The sequence below is a fragment of the Paenibacillus sp. P36 genome, from assembly GCF_045866505.1.
GTDB lineage: Bacteria > Bacillota > Bacilli > Paenibacillales > NBRC-103111 > Paenibacillus_E > Paenibacillus_E chondroitinus.
Window position 1 is genome coordinate 2353790 of the sequence record NZ_AP038372.1, and the last position, 19157, is coordinate 2372946.

At 46.8% G+C, this 19157-nt stretch carries 16 protein-coding genes, 1 pseudogene and 1 riboswitch; of the genes and pseudogenes, 11 read left to right on the forward strand and 6 right to left on the reverse strand.

The features are described 5' to 3' along the window. Nucleotides 1-99: 99 nt before the first annotated feature. Nucleotides 100-1254, reverse strand: coding sequence for an S-layer homology domain-containing protein (locus tag ACKTT9_RS10750; RefSeq protein ID WP_407871530.1), 1155 nt, complete (start codon nucleotides 1252-1254; stop codon nucleotides 100-102). Nucleotides 1255-1417: 163 nt separating this feature from the next. On the opposite strand from ACKTT9_RS10750, the gene ACKTT9_RS10755 reads away from it, so the two are divergent. After that, entirely contained in the window at nucleotides 1418-3382 is a 1965-nt protein-coding gene (locus ACKTT9_RS10755) for a PAS domain S-box protein (RefSeq protein ID WP_407871531.1), read from the forward strand. Between the two features lie 21 nt (nucleotides 3383-3403). Further along, nucleotides 3404-4099, forward strand: coding sequence for a DUF421 domain-containing protein (locus tag ACKTT9_RS10760; protein ID WP_407871532.1), 696 nt, complete (start codon nucleotides 3404-3406; stop codon nucleotides 4097-4099). Between the two features lie 39 nt (nucleotides 4100-4138). Here the strand turns inward: ACKTT9_RS10760 and ACKTT9_RS10765 are convergent, their stop codons facing one another. Next, a complete protein-coding gene (locus ACKTT9_RS10765; protein WP_407871533.1) occupies nucleotides 4139-5020 on the reverse strand; it encodes a LysR family transcriptional regulator in 882 nt (293 codons plus the stop codon). A 168-nt stretch (nucleotides 5021-5188) separates the two neighbouring features. Between ACKTT9_RS10765 and ACKTT9_RS10770 the strand changes: the two genes are divergently transcribed. From ACKTT9_RS10770 to ACKTT9_RS10780, 3 genes are all read left to right on the forward strand, one after another. Beyond that, a complete protein-coding gene (locus ACKTT9_RS10770; protein ID WP_407871534.1) occupies nucleotides 5189-6382 on the forward strand; it encodes an MFS transporter in 1194 nt (397 codons plus the stop codon). 93 nt (nucleotides 6383-6475) lie between these two features. Next, complete coding sequence (gene yjcZ / locus ACKTT9_RS10775; protein ID WP_407871535.1) at nucleotides 6476-6580, forward strand: sporulation protein YjcZ; 105 nt, start codon at nucleotides 6476-6478, stop codon at nucleotides 6578-6580. 48 nt (nucleotides 6581-6628) lie between these two features. After that, on the forward strand, nucleotides 6629-6727 hold the full coding sequence (locus ACKTT9_RS10780; RefSeq protein ID WP_157325763.1) for a sporulation protein YjcZ: 99 nt from the start codon (nucleotides 6629-6631) through the stop codon (nucleotides 6725-6727). 116 nt (nucleotides 6728-6843) lie between these two features. Here the strand turns inward: ACKTT9_RS10780 and ACKTT9_RS10785 are convergent, their stop codons facing one another. Continuing rightward, a complete protein-coding gene (locus tag ACKTT9_RS10785; protein ID WP_407871536.1) occupies nucleotides 6844-7890 on the reverse strand; it encodes a Rieske 2Fe-2S domain-containing protein in 1047 nt (348 codons plus the stop codon). A 116-nt stretch (nucleotides 7891-8006) separates the two neighbouring features. Beyond that, nucleotides 8007-8108: riboswitch (purine riboswitch) on the reverse strand. Nucleotides 8109-8219: 111 nt separating this feature from the next. Further along, a pseudogene (locus ACKTT9_RS10790) lies at nucleotides 8220-8495 on the reverse strand (peptide-methionine (S)-S-oxide reductase); the annotation flags it as partial. Between the two features lie 142 nt (nucleotides 8496-8637). Between ACKTT9_RS10790 and msrA the strand changes: the two are divergent. The 3 genes from msrA to ACKTT9_RS10805 all read left to right on the forward strand — a co-directional run bounded on the left by msrA (nucleotide 8638) and on the right by ACKTT9_RS10805 (nucleotide 10428). Continuing rightward, nucleotides 8638-9153: a peptide-methionine (S)-S-oxide reductase MsrA gene (gene msrA / locus ACKTT9_RS10795; protein ID WP_407873008.1), complete on the forward strand. Its 516-nt coding sequence runs from the start codon at nucleotides 8638-8640 to the stop codon at nucleotides 9151-9153. Between the two features lie 108 nt (nucleotides 9154-9261). After that, complete coding sequence (locus ACKTT9_RS10800) at nucleotides 9262-10062, forward strand: polysaccharide deacetylase family protein (protein ID WP_407871537.1); 801 nt, start codon at nucleotides 9262-9264, stop codon at nucleotides 10060-10062. A 66-nt stretch (nucleotides 10063-10128) separates the two neighbouring features. Beyond that, nucleotides 10129-10428, forward strand: coding sequence for a DUF6509 family protein (locus ACKTT9_RS10805; RefSeq protein WP_127454422.1), 300 nt, complete (start codon nucleotides 10129-10131; stop codon nucleotides 10426-10428). A 57-nt stretch (nucleotides 10429-10485) separates the two neighbouring features. Here the strand turns inward: ACKTT9_RS10805 and ACKTT9_RS10810 are convergent, their stop codons facing one another. Beyond that, nucleotides 10486-11922 carry an ABC transporter substrate-binding protein gene (locus ACKTT9_RS10810; protein WP_407871538.1) on the reverse strand — a complete coding sequence of 479 codons (1437 nt, stop codon included), beginning with the start codon at nucleotides 11920-11922 and terminating at the stop codon, nucleotides 10486-10488. A gap of 213 nt (nucleotides 11923-12135) precedes the next feature. Then, complete coding sequence (locus ACKTT9_RS10815) at nucleotides 12136-13272, reverse strand: GGDEF domain-containing protein (protein ID WP_407871539.1); 1137 nt, start codon at nucleotides 13270-13272, stop codon at nucleotides 12136-12138. A 172-nt stretch (nucleotides 13273-13444) separates the two neighbouring features. Here ACKTT9_RS10815 and ACKTT9_RS10820 point away from each other — a divergent pair, with 172 nt between their 5' ends. The 3 genes from ACKTT9_RS10820 to ACKTT9_RS10830 are packed head-to-tail and all read left to right on the forward strand — an operon-like array spanning nucleotide 13445 to nucleotide 19148. After that, the gene (locus ACKTT9_RS10820) at nucleotides 13445-14620 is read left to right on the forward strand and encodes a glycosyltransferase family 4 protein (RefSeq protein WP_407871541.1); all 1176 of its coding nucleotides are present in this window, start codon (nucleotides 13445-13447) and stop codon (nucleotides 14618-14620) included. 20 nt (nucleotides 14621-14640) lie between these two features. Next, nucleotides 14641-15918 carry an exonuclease SbcCD subunit D gene (locus tag ACKTT9_RS10825; RefSeq protein WP_407871542.1) on the forward strand — a complete coding sequence of 426 codons (1278 nt, stop codon included), beginning with the start codon at nucleotides 14641-14643 and terminating at the stop codon, nucleotides 15916-15918. After that, on the forward strand, nucleotides 15915-19148 hold the full coding sequence (locus ACKTT9_RS10830) for an AAA family ATPase (RefSeq protein ID WP_407871543.1): 3234 nt from the start codon (nucleotides 15915-15917) through the stop codon (nucleotides 19146-19148). Before ACKTT9_RS10825 ends, ACKTT9_RS10830 begins: the two co-directional genes overlap by 4 nt. The last annotated feature ends 9 nt before the right edge of the window (nucleotides 19149-19157 follow it).

Genomic DNA, 19157 nt, shown 5'->3' on the forward strand with positions numbered 1-19157 from the left:
AATATAAATATTTGGATAAAATGAAACTACATCCAAGAATTTATTACATATGAAAGACCAAGAAGATAACTAATTCTTGGTCTTTTTCTTCGTTTTATATTAAGAAATCGGTTGAATCGGATTGCTTTTTAAGATGTCCTCTACCTCTTGGTAGCCTTCAGGGTAGGCAAAATTATAACGCGCCGGAAGCGCAAAGACGTACTTGTCATTACGGGTTAGCTCGCTAGGTCCAATTGGAGCGGCGCCGATATGGAATTTGTCCTGTTGAAGCTCATTCCATTGATCAACGGTGAAGACGAGAATGGGGATATCCTGTCTCGGCTGTTCGGATGTCCATTCGGGATGGCGGATGCTAATCTTCGCGCCGCTTTCCAACACTTTCTCAGCTTGCGAATCCGCTATGGAAAGACCCTCCCACTTGTCCGTTACAATGGTGTAGCCCTTCCAGCTGTCAGGCAGTGTGAAACGAAAACCGTATTGGGTATTTTCATAGACGTTGGAGTCGGCTTTCACTTGACCCGTTTGACCATCCGCAGGAATCATTGGTTGGCTTTGTCCGTTCCTTGGAACATCGCCGGTTGAATCCGGTGTTGTAGTCTGACCCGTAGCAGGGTGGATGTATTTAAGCGAGTTATAGATCATCTCTGCAGCTTGCGCGCGTGTAATATCCGCTTGCGGATGGAAATTGCCATCGGCGTCAAGCGATGTAATCCCTTTATAAATAGCAGCTTGGATCGCTCCGAGAGCGTCAAGGGTAATGTCGTCCTTGTCTTTAATGGCGATCGGCGGGAGCTTCATCATGTGCATAATATTATGGCCGTCCAAGGCAATGAGTAATTCTTTTGTAAACATTTCCTTCGTCCATTTCTGGTTCGGATCCAGTTCAGCATCAAGCTTCAGGTCGTTATTTGCTGCAATAATTAAGCTTTGCGCATACCAGGCATCATTGTTGGCTTTCGCAAAATAGTCGGTTGCCTGAGGGGCTTTGAAAAAATTAATCGCGTTGAGGTTCAACCCAACCGCTTTGACGATCATTTGAATGCCTTGGGAGGCCGTTAGCGCTGCATCGGGCTGAAACAGATCGCTGCTGACTCCCGATACGAGACCCTGCGATTGCAGAGAAATAATTTTATCTTTGGCCGCAACCTGCTCCAAATCGGTGAACGTTGAGGTTGCTGCAAAGCTTTGACCTGCTAAGGATAAGGACAAAACGGCAGCTGCGGATAAGCTTAGAAGTTTTTTACGGGATTTCAAGATCTATCACCTCGTTGAGTTTTTGCATTCAGTATCTCAAACGACGGGCCGACTGGAAATGTTGCAGGGTACAGAGGAGAGAATGATCAATATTTATCATCTGACGGACAGGTCCCTCTTTTATGGTAAAATAGGGGTAGCTGTCAAAAGGAGGAATGCGTGGATGCAGGATTTGAAGTTTTTTGACCCCGAAGCTATATTTGGACACATATATACCAATGCGCCCATTGGGATCGCTTTAATCTCTCTGGAACGAAAATGGCTGAATGTTAACAAGGCGGTTTGCCGGATTTTCGGCTATTCGGAAGAGGAATTCAGGAACTTTACATTAGATGATATCCGGCATCCCGATGATCGTAATAATAGCAGAAGTTTGCTAGCAGAACTATTAGATGGCGGCATTCCTTCATTTGAATTGGAGAATCGGTATTTTAATAAGAATGGCCACATCGTTTGGACCTCTGTCCATGTTTCGTTAGTTCGCGATGATCAAAGTGGCAATCCCTTATATTTTATAGCTCAGTTTATTGATGTGACCAAGAATAAGCTAGCTGAACTAAAGCTGCAGGAAAGTATTGAACGGTATACGTCGTTAAAGAAATACAACCACGATGCTATCATTTCTTTTGGTTTGGACGGCATTATTATGAACGGCAATAATATGGTACAGCAAATGACCGGATATCTGATAGAAGAGTTAATCGGCAGTGGAATGTCTAAATTAATTGGCGAAAAGAATTCAATCAATTTGCTCTCGGCTTTAAACAATCATATAAACAATCATAAAGCAATCGAAAACGTTGAAAAAGATATTGCATTCATTCAACATAAAAATGGTCATTCCGTTGAAGTGTTGGTAACGCTGGCTCCAATCATTATTCAGACGCAAATTATGGGCTTTTATATCATAGCGAAAGACATGACGGAACAAAAAAAGTTGATCATTGAAAAAGAAGCCGCTGAAAAGACGAATAAAGCGAAAAGTGAGTTTTTAGCGATGATGAGTCATGAAATCCGTACACCGATGAACGGGGTTATTGGGATGACGGAAGTACTTTTAGAGACGAATTTGGATGAAGAGCAGATTGAATATGTAGAAATTATTAAAAAAAGTGGCGCTACTTTGCTCGCGATCATCAATGATATTCTGGATTTCTCCAAAATTGAATCCGGCAGGACGGAATTAGTGGAAGAACCGTTGAGTGTGAGTACTGTTTTATCAGAAACGCTTTATATGGTCATGTCTAAAGCTCTTGAGAAAAAACTGGAGATAACAACATCAGTCTGTCCTGAAGTTCCTAACTTGGTTTATGGAGATACAACGAAGTTAAGACAAGTTCTGATGAATTTACTCAGCAATGCCATAAAGTTCACGCCTAAAGGGTCGATTTCCATCAGCGTTGAAACGGTGTCGCAAGCATCGAATCAGGTGCGCCTTCAATTTGCCGTCAAGGATACAGGGATCGGTGTACCGAAAGATCAGGCAGGCCATTTATTTGAACCTTTTTATCAAGTTGATCATTTTATGACTCGGAAAACAGAGGGGACGGGTTTAGGATTAGCGATCTGTAAAAAGCTTGTTGGGCTCATGGATGGTGAAATCTGGCATGAGGCTGCCATAGATCAAACCGGATCAACGTTCCTGTTCACAGCGAATTTCCGGGTCCAATTGAATCATTCCGACTCATCGCAATATGATATTTGGCGCGAGCAGGAAGACATCAGCGAAAATTCAGAAGAACAGTCTTTGAAAATCTTAATTGCCGAAGACAACGAAGTAAATCAACTGGTGTTAAAGAAAATGATAGAGAAACTCGGGCACAAAACGACCCTGGTCCAAAACGGAAAAGAAGCTGTAGAAGCAGTCAAGCGATATCCGTATGATATCATTTTTATGGATATTCAAATGCCCTGGATGGATGGCTTGGCGGCCACGAAGTTTATTAATGAACAGTTAAGCGGTAAGAAAAAACCGTACATTGTGGCGGTGACAGCTCACGCAATTAAAGGCGATAGCGAGAAGTATGTATCCGAAGGTATGGATGCTTACATCAGCAAGCCCATCAGCATGGATGCGATATCAGAAATCATTGAAAGAGTTGAAAGGATGAACGCTCAGGTCACTTGATTTACGAAGGGGAAGATGAACGTGAATGCCAATCTATATGTAAGCATCGGTGTCAAACTTACAGTCGCTTTGATCGGTCTTTTAATCATGACCAGATTGCTGGGAAAAAAAGAGATCTCTCAATTGACCGCTTTTGATTTCGTTTCCTCTTTAATGCTCAGCGAATTGGTCGGCAATACGATTTATGATGCTGAAGTTCATCTTAGCCATCTGGTTTTCGCTCTGATTATCTGGACGCTTCTTGCGCTCGGGTTGGAAAAGTTTATCGCCCGGTTCCCGAGACTGTCTCGTTATGCCGCGGGAACGCCCGATCTGATTATCCGGAACGGCGTGGTCGATTTCAAGGCGATGAAGCGCAACAATCTTGATTTCGCCCAGTTGGGCATGCTGCTACGGGAAAATAATATTTTCTCGCTGCGCGAAGTCGCTTATGCCTTGTTCGAGACGAATGGCAGCATCAGTGTGCTGCGCCAGAAGGATCCGGAAGGGATCAGCGGCAATGCAAAAGACCAGCAGGGCAGCGTCAGCCTTCCCGCTTACATCATTGAAAACGGCAGCATCAATGAAGATACATTGCAGCGCTTAGGGCGAGACCGGGCCTGGGTGGATCAGCTTCTGCAGCTTAGCGGAATTCCGCGTCATGAGCATGTGCTTTTTGCGGAATGGTCGGATTCGAGCGGTCTGTATTTTCAGCTTAAGGAAGCAAAGAAAGCTTAATGACAAGCCGCAGGGCTTGTTTTTTTGCGTCGGCGTTGTTCAAAGTGGGTACGGACGTCCTAACATTAGATCGATAAACTCCCTCGCTGCTTTCTCCATATAGCGGTCTTTCAGGTAAATCACACCTATTTTCCTGCGTAGTGATGGATTCGTTATGGGAATCATCTTCAAATCTTGATGAGGGTACATCTCTAGCAGGGTTTTGGATAAAATGGACACTCCTGCACCTGCGCGGATCAGCATTAACAAGGATCTGATGGTTGTAGTCTCAATTTTGGGGTCTAAGTCAAAACCAAGACTTGAACATGCCAGATCTATCATTTTACGGCAACGATGGTTACTCGGGAACATAATGGCAGGTTCTTTTTTGATCACTTCTAAAGAAATGGATTTGTAATCAGCAATGGGATGATCCGACTTCACCACAAAATAAAAATCTTCGACATAAAGAGGCACGGTTTTGAATCGTTCATCTTCCACTGGCAAAATGGTAACCGCGAAGTCGAGTTCGTTTTGAATCAGAGGTTCTAGAACATCTACCAAGCCATTCAGCTTGATTTGAATTTTCGGGTGCATGTAATGGAAGTCGACCAGTAAACTAGACACATACTCATTGATTTCGCCAAGTAGTGCACCAATAGACAATGTACCACGCTCAATGTGCTGCAGCTCAAAGATCTCTTCACGCGCCCCAGTCAAGCAACTGAAAATGGTACTGCAATGGTTGTATAAAATGCTGCCAGCTTCAGTGATCGCGATTTTTTTACCGATTCGACTAAACAGGGGGACGCCTATTTCATCTTCCAGAAGCTTGATCTGATAACTTAACGTGGGTTGTGTAATGCCTAACCTTTCAGCCGCACGGGTAAAATGAAGTTCCTCGCATATCATTTTGAAACACTCCAGTTGTCTTAACTCCATGGGCAGCAAGTCCCTCCCTATCATTGAAATTTTCGATGATTATTATTGAAATATATGTATTGATCTATTAATGATTATTTTACTACAATGCTTACATGTAGTGGAGGAGCATAGTTGCATTAATCATCTGGAAATGAAAGATACTATAGAGAGAAAGAAGGGATCGAAGTGGAGAAAGAGAGATTATGGAGCCGGGATTTTTTAATGATCAGTTTTAGTCACTTTTTTATCTTTATGACCTTTTATATTTTAGCCGTGACTTTACCGCAATTTGTACTCGATGAGTTGCGAGGGAGTGAACAAGGCATTGGTCTTGTTATCACGGTTTTTGTCATTACGGCGGTCATTTCAAGGCCTTTAACTGGAAAGTGGTTAGAAGAGATAAACAGAAGAAAACTTTTAAATATTGCATTAATTATCTCTACGATATGTAGTTTGTCGTATCTATGGATTGACAACTATTCTGTCCTACTCATCTTGCGGTTTATTCATGGTTTTGCTTTTGGGATCGTGACGACTTCCACTTCAGCCATTGCGCTGGACATTATTCCTGAACATCGGAAAGGAGAGGGAGTTGGCTATTTTAGTTTGTTTATGAGTCTTGCAATGGTTATAGGGCCTTTTGTAGGCTTATGGATAACAACGCATATTAGCTATGTAGCCATGTTCGTTATGGTTGCTGTTTTTTCGCTGTTGTCTTTATTGTGCGGGATGCTTACGAGATTCACGAAACAAGTGAACCGCCCCTCCTCGGAGGTAGTGATGAAGGGAGTTCGACGCTACATTGAGGTGTCTGCCATACCGATTTCCATAGCCGGTTTCGTCCTTGCGTTTTCTTATGGTGCCTTATCAACATTTATCTCCGTATACGCCAAAACGTTGGGGCTAGAGCGTATAGCAAGCTACTTTTTTATCATTCTTGCTTTGATGATCCTCCTAACTCGGCCATTTACCGGAAGATTGTTCGATCGAAAAGGAGAGCATGTCCTTGCTTATCCGGGCATTATTTTATTCATTATCGGGATGATCTGGTTGAGCCAAGCTTATACCGCACCGGTGTTTCTTATTACGGCCGGAATAATTGGAATCGGATATGGGGCTATTTTCCCCAGTTTCATGACCATTGCGGTTAAAGCTTCGCCTGGACATCGCAGAGGAGTTGCTATCAGCACGTTTCTCGTGTTTTTTGACTCTGGGTACGGAGTAGGCTCCTATCTGCTCGGGGTGATTGCTGCAAAGACAAACTACCATACAATGTTCCTGATCGGTGGATGTATTATGATTTTAACGCTTGTTATTTATTATTTGTTCCATCATCGGAGGCAAACCGTTCGAGCAGTAACGGGGACTCAAAATAGGTAAAATGTTACTGGGTGATTCGTCCACGCAACTTTTCAAATAGATTCGTACTTTATAAAGTCGGTACACTTTTCTTTATAAGAGGAGGATCTGTTAATGAGTTATACAGCTGGATGCAATGGTGGAGGGAATACTTCGGCAGCGATTATCCTTGTTCTATTCATCTTACTTGTTATCATTCTAACTGCAGTGAGTGTGTAAGGTTGTAAACCTCCTCATCAACGAATGATTGTTTTTTAAGAAAGGAGGATGGGATCTATGGGTTATACAGCAGGTAGTACAAGTGCAGCCGCAATTTTGGTTCTGTTCATTCTATTGGTTATTGTTACAATGACGTTTGTATGGTAATTAGATATGGAACGAAGTGAAGGAAACAGGGAGTGGACTGTTGCAGACAGTTGCTCCCTGTTTTTATTGATTTTACATACAGGATTGCTCATCTGTTGAAAATTACACGAGATCTGTTATGAAGTATAATCTCTTCCCAATCCAAGCTCTGTGAGCAGCTGCCGGTAGGCAATGGAAGTTCGATCGGCAGGAATATGAGCTTCAGCCATTAAATCGAGTGGAAGATCTTCCGGTGTCTGCGATTCGACCATCTCTCGATCTTCTTGAAAGACCTGCAGATTGAAACGAATCGTATCTTCCGCAGGGATTGTCTTATCAAAATTGCGAGAGATAGGGCAAAACAAACGGGTGTAACGTGCCGATACAGGGGAAGCGCAATTCAAAATCATCAACTTTCCATCGTTCGGAAAATGAACGGTTAGGGATGCTGCAAAGGGGGCAAACACGCGGAAGGCGCGCAACCACATAAAACCCTCGGGTGCCGGATTCTCTTGGCCTTTGCCATAATTGCTGACAGTGCTCCAATAATCAGCGAATAGTTGATTACCATTCCGCGTCACTTTATATTGCGGTACTTCCGTATTGGAGCGGTCGCCGAACGTTGCTGTATGAACATAGGCGAAATGAGAAACGTCCAAAAATCCCTCTAACTGCCGGCCAGCTGACCCCGCAATATCAAAACTGGGAGGCAAAACATTCACATAGTCCGGATCGTCCCAACCCGAAAAATCCGGAATATTCTCTTCGCCGCCAGCTAGCGACGTCCATATCAGTCCATACCGTTCAATGACCGGGTATGTGATTAATTTGAGTTTAGGCGATATTTTGGCGTCAGGATGGGCAGGGACAGCTGTGCAGATGCCTTCGCAACTATAACGAAACCCATGATAGGGGCATACGATCTCATCATTTTCGACCCATCCTTTACTAAGCGGGGCACCGCGATGGAAGCAAAGGTCGCGGGCAACGACGATTTTGCCTCCAGCTCGGTAGATGACCAGTTTCACATCTAACAACTTAACGGATAGCGGTTTGTCAGATAACTCATCCGCGATCAGGATTGGATACCAAAAAGCGGATAAAACGTGCCAATCATTAGGTGAGAATGTACACTCTCGGGGAAGTTGCGTTCCAACATCATGAATTGAATTGATGTTTACCATACCAATCACTCCTTAAAATAAATGAATAAATTCCTAATGCAACCCAAACGCAATAAAGCCCTAGGCTTAAGAGGAGCAGACATAAGAAATCTACATTTCGTTATAGAAACGTAAATTTATATGATGCATCCTCTTGTAGCCTAGGGCAATTACGGTTGCCTGGTCGAGACGCTCACTCCAATTAATGAGCTTATACAAGATAACTTCATGTCATGTTATATGACGCGTGTTATTAATGGAATCATAACAAGAAGATATACCCACTGTCAATGTTGAATTTCATGACATCAAATACGAAGAACAGCGGCCAACTAGGGCCGCTGTTTGCTTTAACTCCAATATTTTTCAATAATGGCATCGCGTCCGGAGTAGATCCGGGATTCTTTGTAAAACTTCGGATTTTTACGATGATAATTTTGATGATATTCTTCCGCCGGGTAGAACACAGTCGCTTCTTCAATTCCGGTAACGATCGGCTTATCGAAACGTCCGCTTTGTTCAAGATCATCTCTGGACTTTATGGCCAGTAAACGCTGTTCTTCCGTATGGAAAAGAATTGCCGCCCGATATTGGCTTTTTCGATCATTTCCTTGCCCCATTTCGTCATGATTTCGATAGGTGGGATTTTATGAAAAGTCTATTATAAGATAAGGCTCCTGCAGAAAATGGACTTGTTAACCGTAAATAATTATAATAAGAAGCTATACAAACAATCCTATCATACCTGATGAAAGAGGGATTTTAATGATACAAAAAGCGACTTTTGCCGGTGGCTGCTTCTGGTGCATGGTCAGTCCATTTGAAGAACAACCAGGGATTCACGGTATTGTATCCGGTTATATGGGCGGTACAGTAGAGGATCCTACTTATGAACAAGTGAAAACTGGGCAAACCGGCCATTTGGAAGTTGTCGAAATCACATTTGACCCGGCTATTTTTCCATATGAAAAACTACTGGAGTTGTACTGGCCTCAGATAGATCCAACCGATGCTGAAGGACAGTACATTGACCGTGGCAGCCAGTATCGTACGGCTATTTTTTATCATAACGAAGAGCAGCGGAAGCTTGCCGCCAAATCCAAAGAGGAACTTGCGCAAAGCGGACGTTTTGATAAGCCGATTGTAACGGAGATCAGGCCAGCTGTTGCCTTTTTCCCTGCTGAAGAATACCACCAGAATTATCACACCAAGAACCCTAAGGAATATAAAGAAGAACGAATTTCCTCGGGGCGCGACGCCTTTATTGACAAGCATTGGAAATAAGCGATTTGATAGCGATATTCAAATGTGGCGGAAAACGCTTGCGAAAATCGGACAACTAAAAGTAAAATATGGGAATAACTCTATGAAGTACTTATTGGGGGAAACCAAATGCGTATTCGCAATGACCGATTTCCTGGCGGGGTTCACAAAGCCCTGACCCTTAGTTATGATGATGGAAGAGTGCATGACCGTAGACTGGTGGGGAAGTTAAATGAATACGGGATCAAAGGAACCTTCCACTTGAACAGTGGTTTTTTGGGCAAAGAAGACTATATAACAGCGGAAGAAGTTGCCTCTCTTTTCACAGGACATGAGGTATCGGCGCATACAGTTGATCATCCATTCCTGGAGCAATCTCCGAATGAACAAATCGTCATGGAAATGATGGACGACCGCAGAGTTTTGGAGTCTCTGGTCGGCTATCCGGTTAAGGGAATGAGCTATCCGTTTGGAACACACAGTGATCGTGTTGTTTCGATTCTGCCGAATCTCGGTGTTGAGTATGCGAGAACCGTAGCAAGTCATGGGAAATTTCATATTCCCGATGATTTTCTAAGGTGGCATCCTACTTGTCATCATAAGCAAATGTTGGAGTATGGCGAGCAGTTCGCCAAGCTTGAGCAAAGGCACACACGGATGGCGCTTCTCTATGTATGGGGCCATAGCTATGAATTTGAAAACGATAACAATTGGGACCTTATCGACCGTTTTGGCGAGATCGTAGGCGGGCACAACAACATTTGGTACGCGACGAACTCGGAGATTTATAGCTACCTACATGCCGTGGAACAATTACGTTATTCGGTTGATCGCCATCTTGTACATAATCCCACAGCTACTTCCGTCTGGATCAGTGTGGAGGGGGACTCCGTCGAAATTCCAGCGGGACAAATCGTGAAGCTGATCTGAAGCCTATGTGCGATTCTTCCCATAATCAGGTATACTAAAGCCTGCAGATGAAAAAGGGGGGATACGATGTTCACGATTACGAGTTATACGGTTGAAGTAATCAAAGATCCGTTTGGTATTTTGAGCGGACAACGATACGAATTTCTTATAGATATCGAAGTTGAGGAAGATGATGAGTTGTACTCTGAAAGCGGATTATACATTCGTGCGATCTACAACGTTGACGAAGACAAATCAGGTCTATTGAAGTACGAGCTTTATGAGAAGACGACGCAAATCTATCTGGATTTTGATCTTGAGGATGATGAAGTCGCGGCAGTAGAAGCATTTTGCAAAGCGCATGTGCTTGAAGCGGACGACGAGTAAAAAGAATGAAGGGCTGTCTTGGGGGTCATGTGATGACCTTGGAGACAGCCTTTTGTTTTATTTCGGCTTAGACTGAGACTCTTTCAGAGCATCGTCCGTTTGTTTAGCTTGCACTAATTGTTCTTGTCCTTTATCTTGGATCGTCTTAAGTGCCTCGTCCGCTGATTTCTTCCCATCGATGACAGCCTGGATTTCTTGATTGGCAAGCAAAGTAAACGGCTGGTAGAAGCTGCTTGGGATTTTTTCGTAACCTGTAAAGTTCTTGTCAGGGTTTGGTTTGAGAAGATAAAATGCCTCAAGATTATGGCCATCCTTATCTTTCGAGTAAGTAGTGCGCGTCATCAGGCTGCTAGACGATTTGGACATGACTCTAGCGAACTCATCGCTGTTGATATACTTAATGAATTCCCAGGCTGCCCGCGTATTGGGGGATTGGGCATTGATTCCGAAGACATTGGAAACGGAAACGGTGTTAGAAAAGTCTGGATTTTGCGGATCAACGGGAACGGTGACGATATCCCAATTGACAGGCTTTACGTCTTTCAGGACGTCTTTGGCCTGTTGCAGAGTTTGTATCATATAATTGCCGTCAATCGTCATTGCAACCTTGCCCGTGGCGAACAAATTTTGTTTGAGATAATCCTCATACATACGTGTTTCATTGGAATTTGTCTGACTCTTGGGCATGTACAATGCTCCGGATTTCAAAGAGTCGACGGTAAGTTGGAGAGCCTTCTTCCAAGCCTCTGTCTGGATCGTCAGCTTCATCTGCTCAGGATCGATGAAAGACAGACCCAACGTTGTGCCGATGCTGTTCATATATTGATAGGCGACACCTTCTCCCATGTAAGAATATGCGGAAAACCCGTAAATTCGCTGATCCCCCTGACCGTCGGTCGGGAATCGTTTGGCCAGATTTATCACATCTTCCCAGCTCATCTTATTCTTTGGAAACTCTATGCCATATTGCTCAAATAGATCCTTGTTATAGTAAAGAGCTTGACTGTAAAAGTCCGGTGAAAGCCCGTATAACTTGCCCTCGCCTTTGAGCCTAATCGCATCCAGAGTAGCTGGAAGGATATGCTCCACATCAAATTTATCCTGCTTGATGACATCGTCCAGAGCATACAGACGTCCTTGTTGTGCAAATTTTTCAAGTTGGTCGCTGCCATTCAGAAGGAGAACATCCGGTTTTTCTTCATCGATGAGGTGAATAAGCGCTTCCTGCGGATCTTTGCCTGCTCCATAAATGCCTTGATTCGAGATGACCTCTACGTCAATATTCGGATATTTGGCCATGAAAAGATTACCGTATTGTTGGTAAAAAGAAGTCTTATCATAGTACAGTACTTTAATCGTCGCTTTCTCGTCTTTCCCCAACTTCTTGAGCGAGCCGGCTTCTCTTGAAGAGCCGCTAGCCTTCTCTGAAAAATTACACCCTGTCAGCGAGGCGGTTACTGCAATGGCAGCTAGTGTACACATCCAACGTTTCATAAATTCCCTCCATAATGTTTTTAATTCCATATAATGTAATAATCTATTAGATATCATACACATAAAGGAATAAAATTACAAATTATGATAGAACTAGTAGAGTTGAAGAATACAGAAGCCCCACTACGAACGTAAAAATTTTAATCTGCAAAATAAAAAAGCTACCCTTTATCTACATAAAGAATAGCTTTTTGCTTGTTCCGAGCCCGTGTTCTAGGCGTATTTGACGACCTTGTTTTTACCTGTTGTTTTGGCCTTATACATGGCCTCATCCGCTTGCTTGATAAGCTCTTCGGCGCTTACGCCGTTTTTGTATTTGCTATACCCGATGCTGGCGGTAACGATGGTCTCTTTCTCAATCCGGCTGCGCACGCGTTCGGCGAAAGCATCCATTTTCACACTTGGATCCGTTACCATCACAACCATCTCTTCCCCACCGTAACGGCCTGCAATGCCGCATTCCTCGGCTTCTTCCTTCATAATTTGAGCTACTTGCTTCAACACATCGTCGCCCATTTGGTGCCCTTTGGTATCATTCAGTTTCTTGAAATTGTCAATATCGCTGAACAAAATAGAGATAGGAAGATGCCTCCCGACATACTGTGAAACACGATTGTAGAAAAATTTGCGGTTATATAGTCGAGTAAGTCCGTCTGTGATGGATGAATTATAGATGGCCTGCATCAGCTCAACGACACGATCAAACAGCATAATAAATAATAAGAAGTAAAAGACGATGGGCAAAAGATTGCCTGCCAGGGTGAGCCAAATCTGTTCATTGCCATACATATACACATTGATTAAATGACAGGTTTGGATCAGGAAAAAGACGGTAAGCGCCCATTGATACTTCGCTTGTTGGCCAATATAAGGAGGTATCATGTAAAAGCACAGGAAGATTAGCACAAAAACATAAAGCTCCAGGGCAATGTCTTGCAGCAGCCGGACCTGCTGAGGCGTGCCGCTGTACATTTGAGGCACACTAAAATGAAGAATAGAGACAACGAATCCCATAATAATCAAACCATAAAAAAATATGTACTGTTTACGGTGCGTTCGGTTGTATAATTGATAAACTCCAAAATTCAAAAGTACGAAGGATACGATTTTCAGCATTAACAATACGTACGCGGTCAAGCTTGTATCCAGTGCCGTGAGCAAGACGTATATCTTAAGCAGGTAATGAATGCCGACGAAGATAACGGAGAAGGTCATCGACATGTAGCCTTTTTTACGGCGATCGAGAAACAAGCGTAGTGAAATGACAAACATTAGTGTCACAATAACCAATACAATAACATGCGATAATAATGAAGCTAAATCACCGAACAAGAGATCAACAGCTTTCATGCGTTCCCCCAAAATCCCTATTTTTCGACAAGATGTGATTCTATTATAAAGGAAAATGGGAGAGAGGGATAGAATCGTTTCAAGCGGCTTAATGTTGTTCTCTTTTATATTCGGCGCGCACAAGTTACAATAAGAAGGTAAAGCTCAAGGCTTTGGGAGAGGGGCTCATGCAATGAACATCTTGCAAGCATTATTTTTCCCCCCGGAACAACCGGGTGGGGTGTCATCCATGGTTCCCTATATTTTGGACCGATTTAATAAAAAGGGATGGGAAATGGAACTATTTTCGCTGCCTAAACGCATTCGCAATAAAGGCACAGAGGAAGTGGAATTCGTCACTTTCGATTGGCGGAAGTATGCCGGTAACCCGATCGTTGATAAATACATTCAGACTTACAAGGATTATGTTTGGTGGACGAAGCTGCGAGTGACCAAGAAATATGACATTATTCATGCGCATCACCCGATTGCGGCAATGGCGATGAAGCAAATTTATCCGGAAACACCGGTGATTCTGACCATTCACTCCAGCTTCGAGAGAGAGCTTGTATTGAATGGGCGCATTAAAGAAAATGGCGTGGAACATCAGTTTCTTACTCAGATTTATGAGGAGCTTGAAACAAAGGTCGATCAGATCATTACGGTGTCGAATTCGTTCAAACAATATATTTCAGAGTATGTGCAGGATAGCGAACGGATTGGCGTGATCCCGAACGGTTTTGATGAGAAACGTTTCCGCCCAATTTCCCATGAAAATGCAGTGACACAATTCATTACGGTGTGCCGTCTTGTACCTGCCAAGGGGCTGGACACCCTGCTGATCGCATGCGGAGAACTGAAAAAGCGCGGGCATCCTTTTGTTTTGCATATTATCGGGGATGGACCTAGCCGGGAAGAGCTGGAGAAGCTGGCCATTCAGCATAATATTTATGAAGATACGATTTTTTATGGCTATATGCTGCATCCGGAAGAATTCATGCCGTTTTTTGATGTCTTCGTCTTGCCGTCTCGCGCGGAAGCATTCGGTTCTGTATTTGCGGAAGCAGCGTTATGCTGGCTCGCTCTGATTGGGACCGATGTCGGGGGGATTGCAGAGCAAATTGAACATGGACACAACGGACTTCTGGTGCCGGTCGGAGATGCAATGGCATTAAGCCACGCTTTGGAGAAGGTGGTCATTGATCCAACGTTCCGATACAATCTGGCGCGTACCGCATGGGAAAAAGCGAAGAAAACTTATTCATTGAACCGTGTTCTTCGCCAACTGAAAAGTGTTTATGAGAGCTATCACATAGTGGAACAGCAACCTACTGCAGAAAAGAAAGAAGATCAGAACGAAAATAGCTAAAGCAGGAAGGCGTTAGAGACATGAAACAACTGCGGTTTATGCATGCCGCCGACTTGCATCTGGATTCCCCGTTCAAAGGCATGTCGGCGCTGCCTGAACGCGTTCGTGAGCGCATGCGAGAATCGACGTTCGGTGCGCTCAAGGAACTCGTAGCGGCAGCTGTTCAAGAGCAGGTTGATTTTGTACTTATCAGCGGGGATGTCTACGATTTATCGGATCGTTCCCTTCGCGCACAAATTCGCTTTCAGAAAGCGTTGGAGCAGTTGGCTGCGCAAGGAATCCCTACTTATATCATTCATGGAAATCATGACCCGGAGGATGGACGCGCCGCAAAGCTGGTTTGGCCGGCAGACGTCCATTTTTTTGCGTGCGATCAAGTCGAGACGCTGACGGTAACGAAACCAGATCGCGGCGTCATCGCCCAGATTCATGGGATTTCTTATCGCAGTGCGGCGGTTATGGAAAACTTGGCGGTGCAGTTTAAGCCAGGACGCGAAGATGCAGCTCAAATTGCGCTTTTACATACGAATGTCGACGGTGACCCGGCTCATGATAACTACGCGCCATGCAGCAAGCAAGATTTGCTGAAAGCGGGTATGCACTATTGGGCTTTGGGCCACGTTCACACTAGAAATGTGCTTCATGAGCAGCCGGCAATTGTGTATCCGGGTAACCTGCAGGGGCGAAATATCCGGGAAACAGGGCCGCGCGGCTGTTATATCGTTGACATGTCGGACAATGGACGAGCTGATCTCGTCTTTCGCGCACTGGATCAGGTGCGCTGGTTCCAGATGCGGCTGTCTGTTGCTGGCTTGCAGACGGAGCAAGAATTGAAGGACAAGGTTGGGGACCAACTTGAACGGGCCAGGTTTGAAGCAGACGGACGCGATGCTGTCGTCCGTATCGTTTTGGAAGGGCGAAGCGCAGTCTCTGGCATACTCCGCAAAGGGCGGATGCTCCAGGAACTGATCGCTGAGCTGCGCTCGGATGAAGCAGAGCGGAGCCGCTTCGTCTGGATCGAATCGATCGAGGACCGAACGGCCAGTGAGCTCGATCTGGAGGCCTTGCAGCAGGAGAAGAGCTTTCTTGGCGATCTTCTGCGGATTTCGGCAGCGCTGCGCGGAGACGACGCTGCGCTGCAAGCGTTCGCGGGCGAAGCCCTCGCCGCGCTGCAAAACTTGCCGCAGGCTGCCGGCGACCCGGCTGCGGCGGATCCCGAGCGGCTGCGCGAATGGCTGCGCGCCGCAGAAGAAATGGCCGCGGATCTCCTGTCCGCGGAAGGGGGGTGGCCTGGATGAAGATCGTATCCATCCAGGTAGATGGCTTCGGCAGCCTGCGGCAGCGGCAGCTCGACACAGACAGCCCGCTGGCGCTGTTCTACGGCGCCAACGAAGCGGGCAAGAGCACGCTCATGGGCTTCGTCCGCGCGGTGCTGTTCGGGTTCCCGACCCGGCAGAACCGGTCGGAACGCTACGAGCCGCTGGGCGGCGGCGCCCATGGCGGCGCTTTGACCCTGCAGGATGAGCAGGGTCAGCTCATTCGCGTCGAGCGCTACGACGCGCCAGCCGCAGGCGGCAAACGTGCCTCTGCGGGGCACGTAAAGGTTACCCTCGGTGATGGCACCACCGGGGGCGAAGAGCTCCTGAACACGCTGCTAGGCGGCCTATCGGCCGACCTCTTCCGCAGCTTGTTCGCTTTTGGTTTAACCGAGCTGCAGGAGCTTCGCACCTTGCAGACGGACGAGCTCAGCGGCTATCTATATAGCGCTGGGCTTGGTGTAAGCGGCTCGGCGATTATGGAAGCCGAGCGCAAGCTGACGGCGCAGGCCGACGGCCTGTACAGACCCCGCGGGCGCAATCAGGAGATGAATCGTCTCCTGAAGGAGCTGGAGGGTCTGGAGCAGTCGCTGCGCCGCAGCCATGATTTGGCAGCCGATTATGATCGGCTGCAGGGAGAGCGCCGCTCCGCGGAGGAGCGCATTGCTGCTCTGGAGGAGCAGCAGGAGGCGCTGCGCGCGGAGCAGCTCCGGCTCAGCCTGGCCGGCAAGGCGCGCAGCGGATGGATCCGGCTGCGGCAGATCGGCCAGGAGCTCGCGGCGCTGCCGGAGCTGGCTGGCTTCCCCGAGCACGCCTCGGCGAGGCTGGACGCGCTTGAGGCGGAGCTGGAGCGCCTCCATTCGGAGCGCGCAAGGCTCAGCCTGCGGCAGCAGACGCTTGCGGAACAGCTGGGCGCGATCCGCATCCAGCCTGATGTGCTCGCGCATCAGACGGAGCTGAATCATTGGCTGGAGCAAGCAGCCACGTATGAAGAACAGAAGCGCAGTTTGGACGGGCTGCGCGTGGAACAAGAACACGGGCGCGCGCAGATCGACAGACTGCTGAAACAAATAGACGGCGCAGACGGGGAAGGTCAGATGGATCTTGGCGCCTTTGCCGTGTCCATTTCCCTTCGCGAGCAGATTCGATCCTACAAGGAACAGTTCCACAAGTGCCGGGCGGATGAGCTGCGTGTTCGAACCGAGCTGGAAAGCCTGGAACAGCAGCTTCTGCGGATGGAGGATAGTATTCGCCTCTTGGAAGCCGATGTCCGGTTAGCCCCTTCATTTCCGGGAGGGATGGATCCTGGAACGGAGCTGCAAAGAATCACAAGAGATTACGCGCAGTGGCAGCTGCTGGTCAGGGAAGTTCAGCATCACAAAGAACAGGAAGCTGTGCAGAATCAATACAAGCTCAGCCTGGAGGAAGCGGCCAAGGCAGGGAAAGCGGCCTCGCGGAAGCTTCGAAAACGAATGGTGCTTTTCTTCGGCGCATTGGCGATTATTGTTCCAATTCTGCTGGCATGGCAAAGCAGCTGGGCAATAGCTGTTTGTGCGTTCCTGCTATTTGCAGGGGCGGCACTCTTCATCCAATTCGGCGACCGATCAGGTTCGGATCGTAGGGCTTCCCGCACGATGACGGCGTCCTCTAGCCAGGAGCCCTCTCCGAACGAAGCGACCACTCGCGAACTTCTTGAGTTGGAAAGCCGTTTGCAGGAACAAATCACTGCATTCATGAGATCCAGTCAGACACAGATAGGATTTAACGAAGCTGCGGCAGCATCCGCTTTGCACGTTTCACAGCCAAGAAGCCGTACCGAAGCGTACGCTCTTCATAGTTTTCAGCCTCAATTGGATGCATGGTTGAGAGAAGCCGAGCACAACAAGCAACAGCTGGATCAGCAGAAACGCAAGGTGGACAAGCTGCAAGATGCGAAGGAAATGCGCGACTCCCTTCAACTCCAAGAAGAGCAGCGAGGGATTGTGTATGAACAGCACGTAGCGGAGTCTGAGCAGCTTCAGAGGAATTGGAGCAGTTGGCTCGTATCCCTCGGCTTAAGCGGGCGCTTGTCCCCTGATGCCGCAATGGAAACGATTCAGGCGATTGAGCAGGGGCAGGAGAGTCTACGCCAGCTCCATAAACTGGAAGCAAGGCTTGCGGCATTGCTTCAAAGTGTAAAGCAATATGAAGAAGCTATTGTAATGCGGCTTCAACTATCCCCAGCGCAAGAGCCTTTATTTGCGCTCAAACGCTGGAAAGAGCAGGAGCAAGAGCAGCTGAAGCTGCTTGCAGCGAAAAAGCATAGCGAAGCGCTTTATGCAGAGGTTGCTGAAGAGCTGCAGCTTCTGGATGCTGCCGAGCAGCGCACGCGTGAGCGGCTTGCGATCTTGCTGCAGGAAGCTTCTGCAGAAGATGGCGAAGCGCTGCGCTTACAGGAAAGAGAGCAGGAAGAGCGCAAGAAGTTGACCGATGAACAGAAGCTGTTGGAATCTTCGCTTGAGGCTTTGCTAAGCCGTGCGTCACTTGCCAGCTATACGGAGCTTTTGGAGACGCAAGGGGAAGCCGATATCGCTTACCGTTTGGAGACGATTGAACAGCAGATGGCGGAAACGGCAGCCTTAACGAACGAACTCCGCGAAGCAGCCGGTAAACTGACGGCACACATCGAACAGCTGGAGCAAGGTTCTGAGCAAGCCGACGGCCAACTTCAAGCTGAAGCTTATCGGGCTTCGATTCGGGAACAGGTCGATCAGTATGCTGTGGCATCTTTTGCTTCCCTGCTCATGAAGAAAGCGCGTGAAGTTTACGAGCAGGAACGGCAGCCAGGTGTGCTTTTACGAGCATCCGATTATTTGACCAGGATGACGAATGGAGCCTTCACCCATGTCAAAGCGCCGTTTGGAGAACAGCGTCTTGTTGCGGTTAGATCCAATGGACAGTCCGTAGATACGAGTCAACTGAGTCGTGGAACGGCGGAGCAGCTATATCTATCCATGCGCTTTGCGCTTGTGGAAGAATACGCCGGCAAAGCGGTGTTACCGCTTGTTATGGATGATATTCTGGTCAATTTCGATGAAGAACGAATGGAGAGCTGTCTGCGTGTGCTCGCTGATTTAAGCAGCAGGCATCAAGTGCTGTTGTTTACGTGTCACGGGCATGTGCGGGATGCGGCTGCACGCGTTATTCCCAACTATCAATTAATAAACTTGTAAACGGGTTGT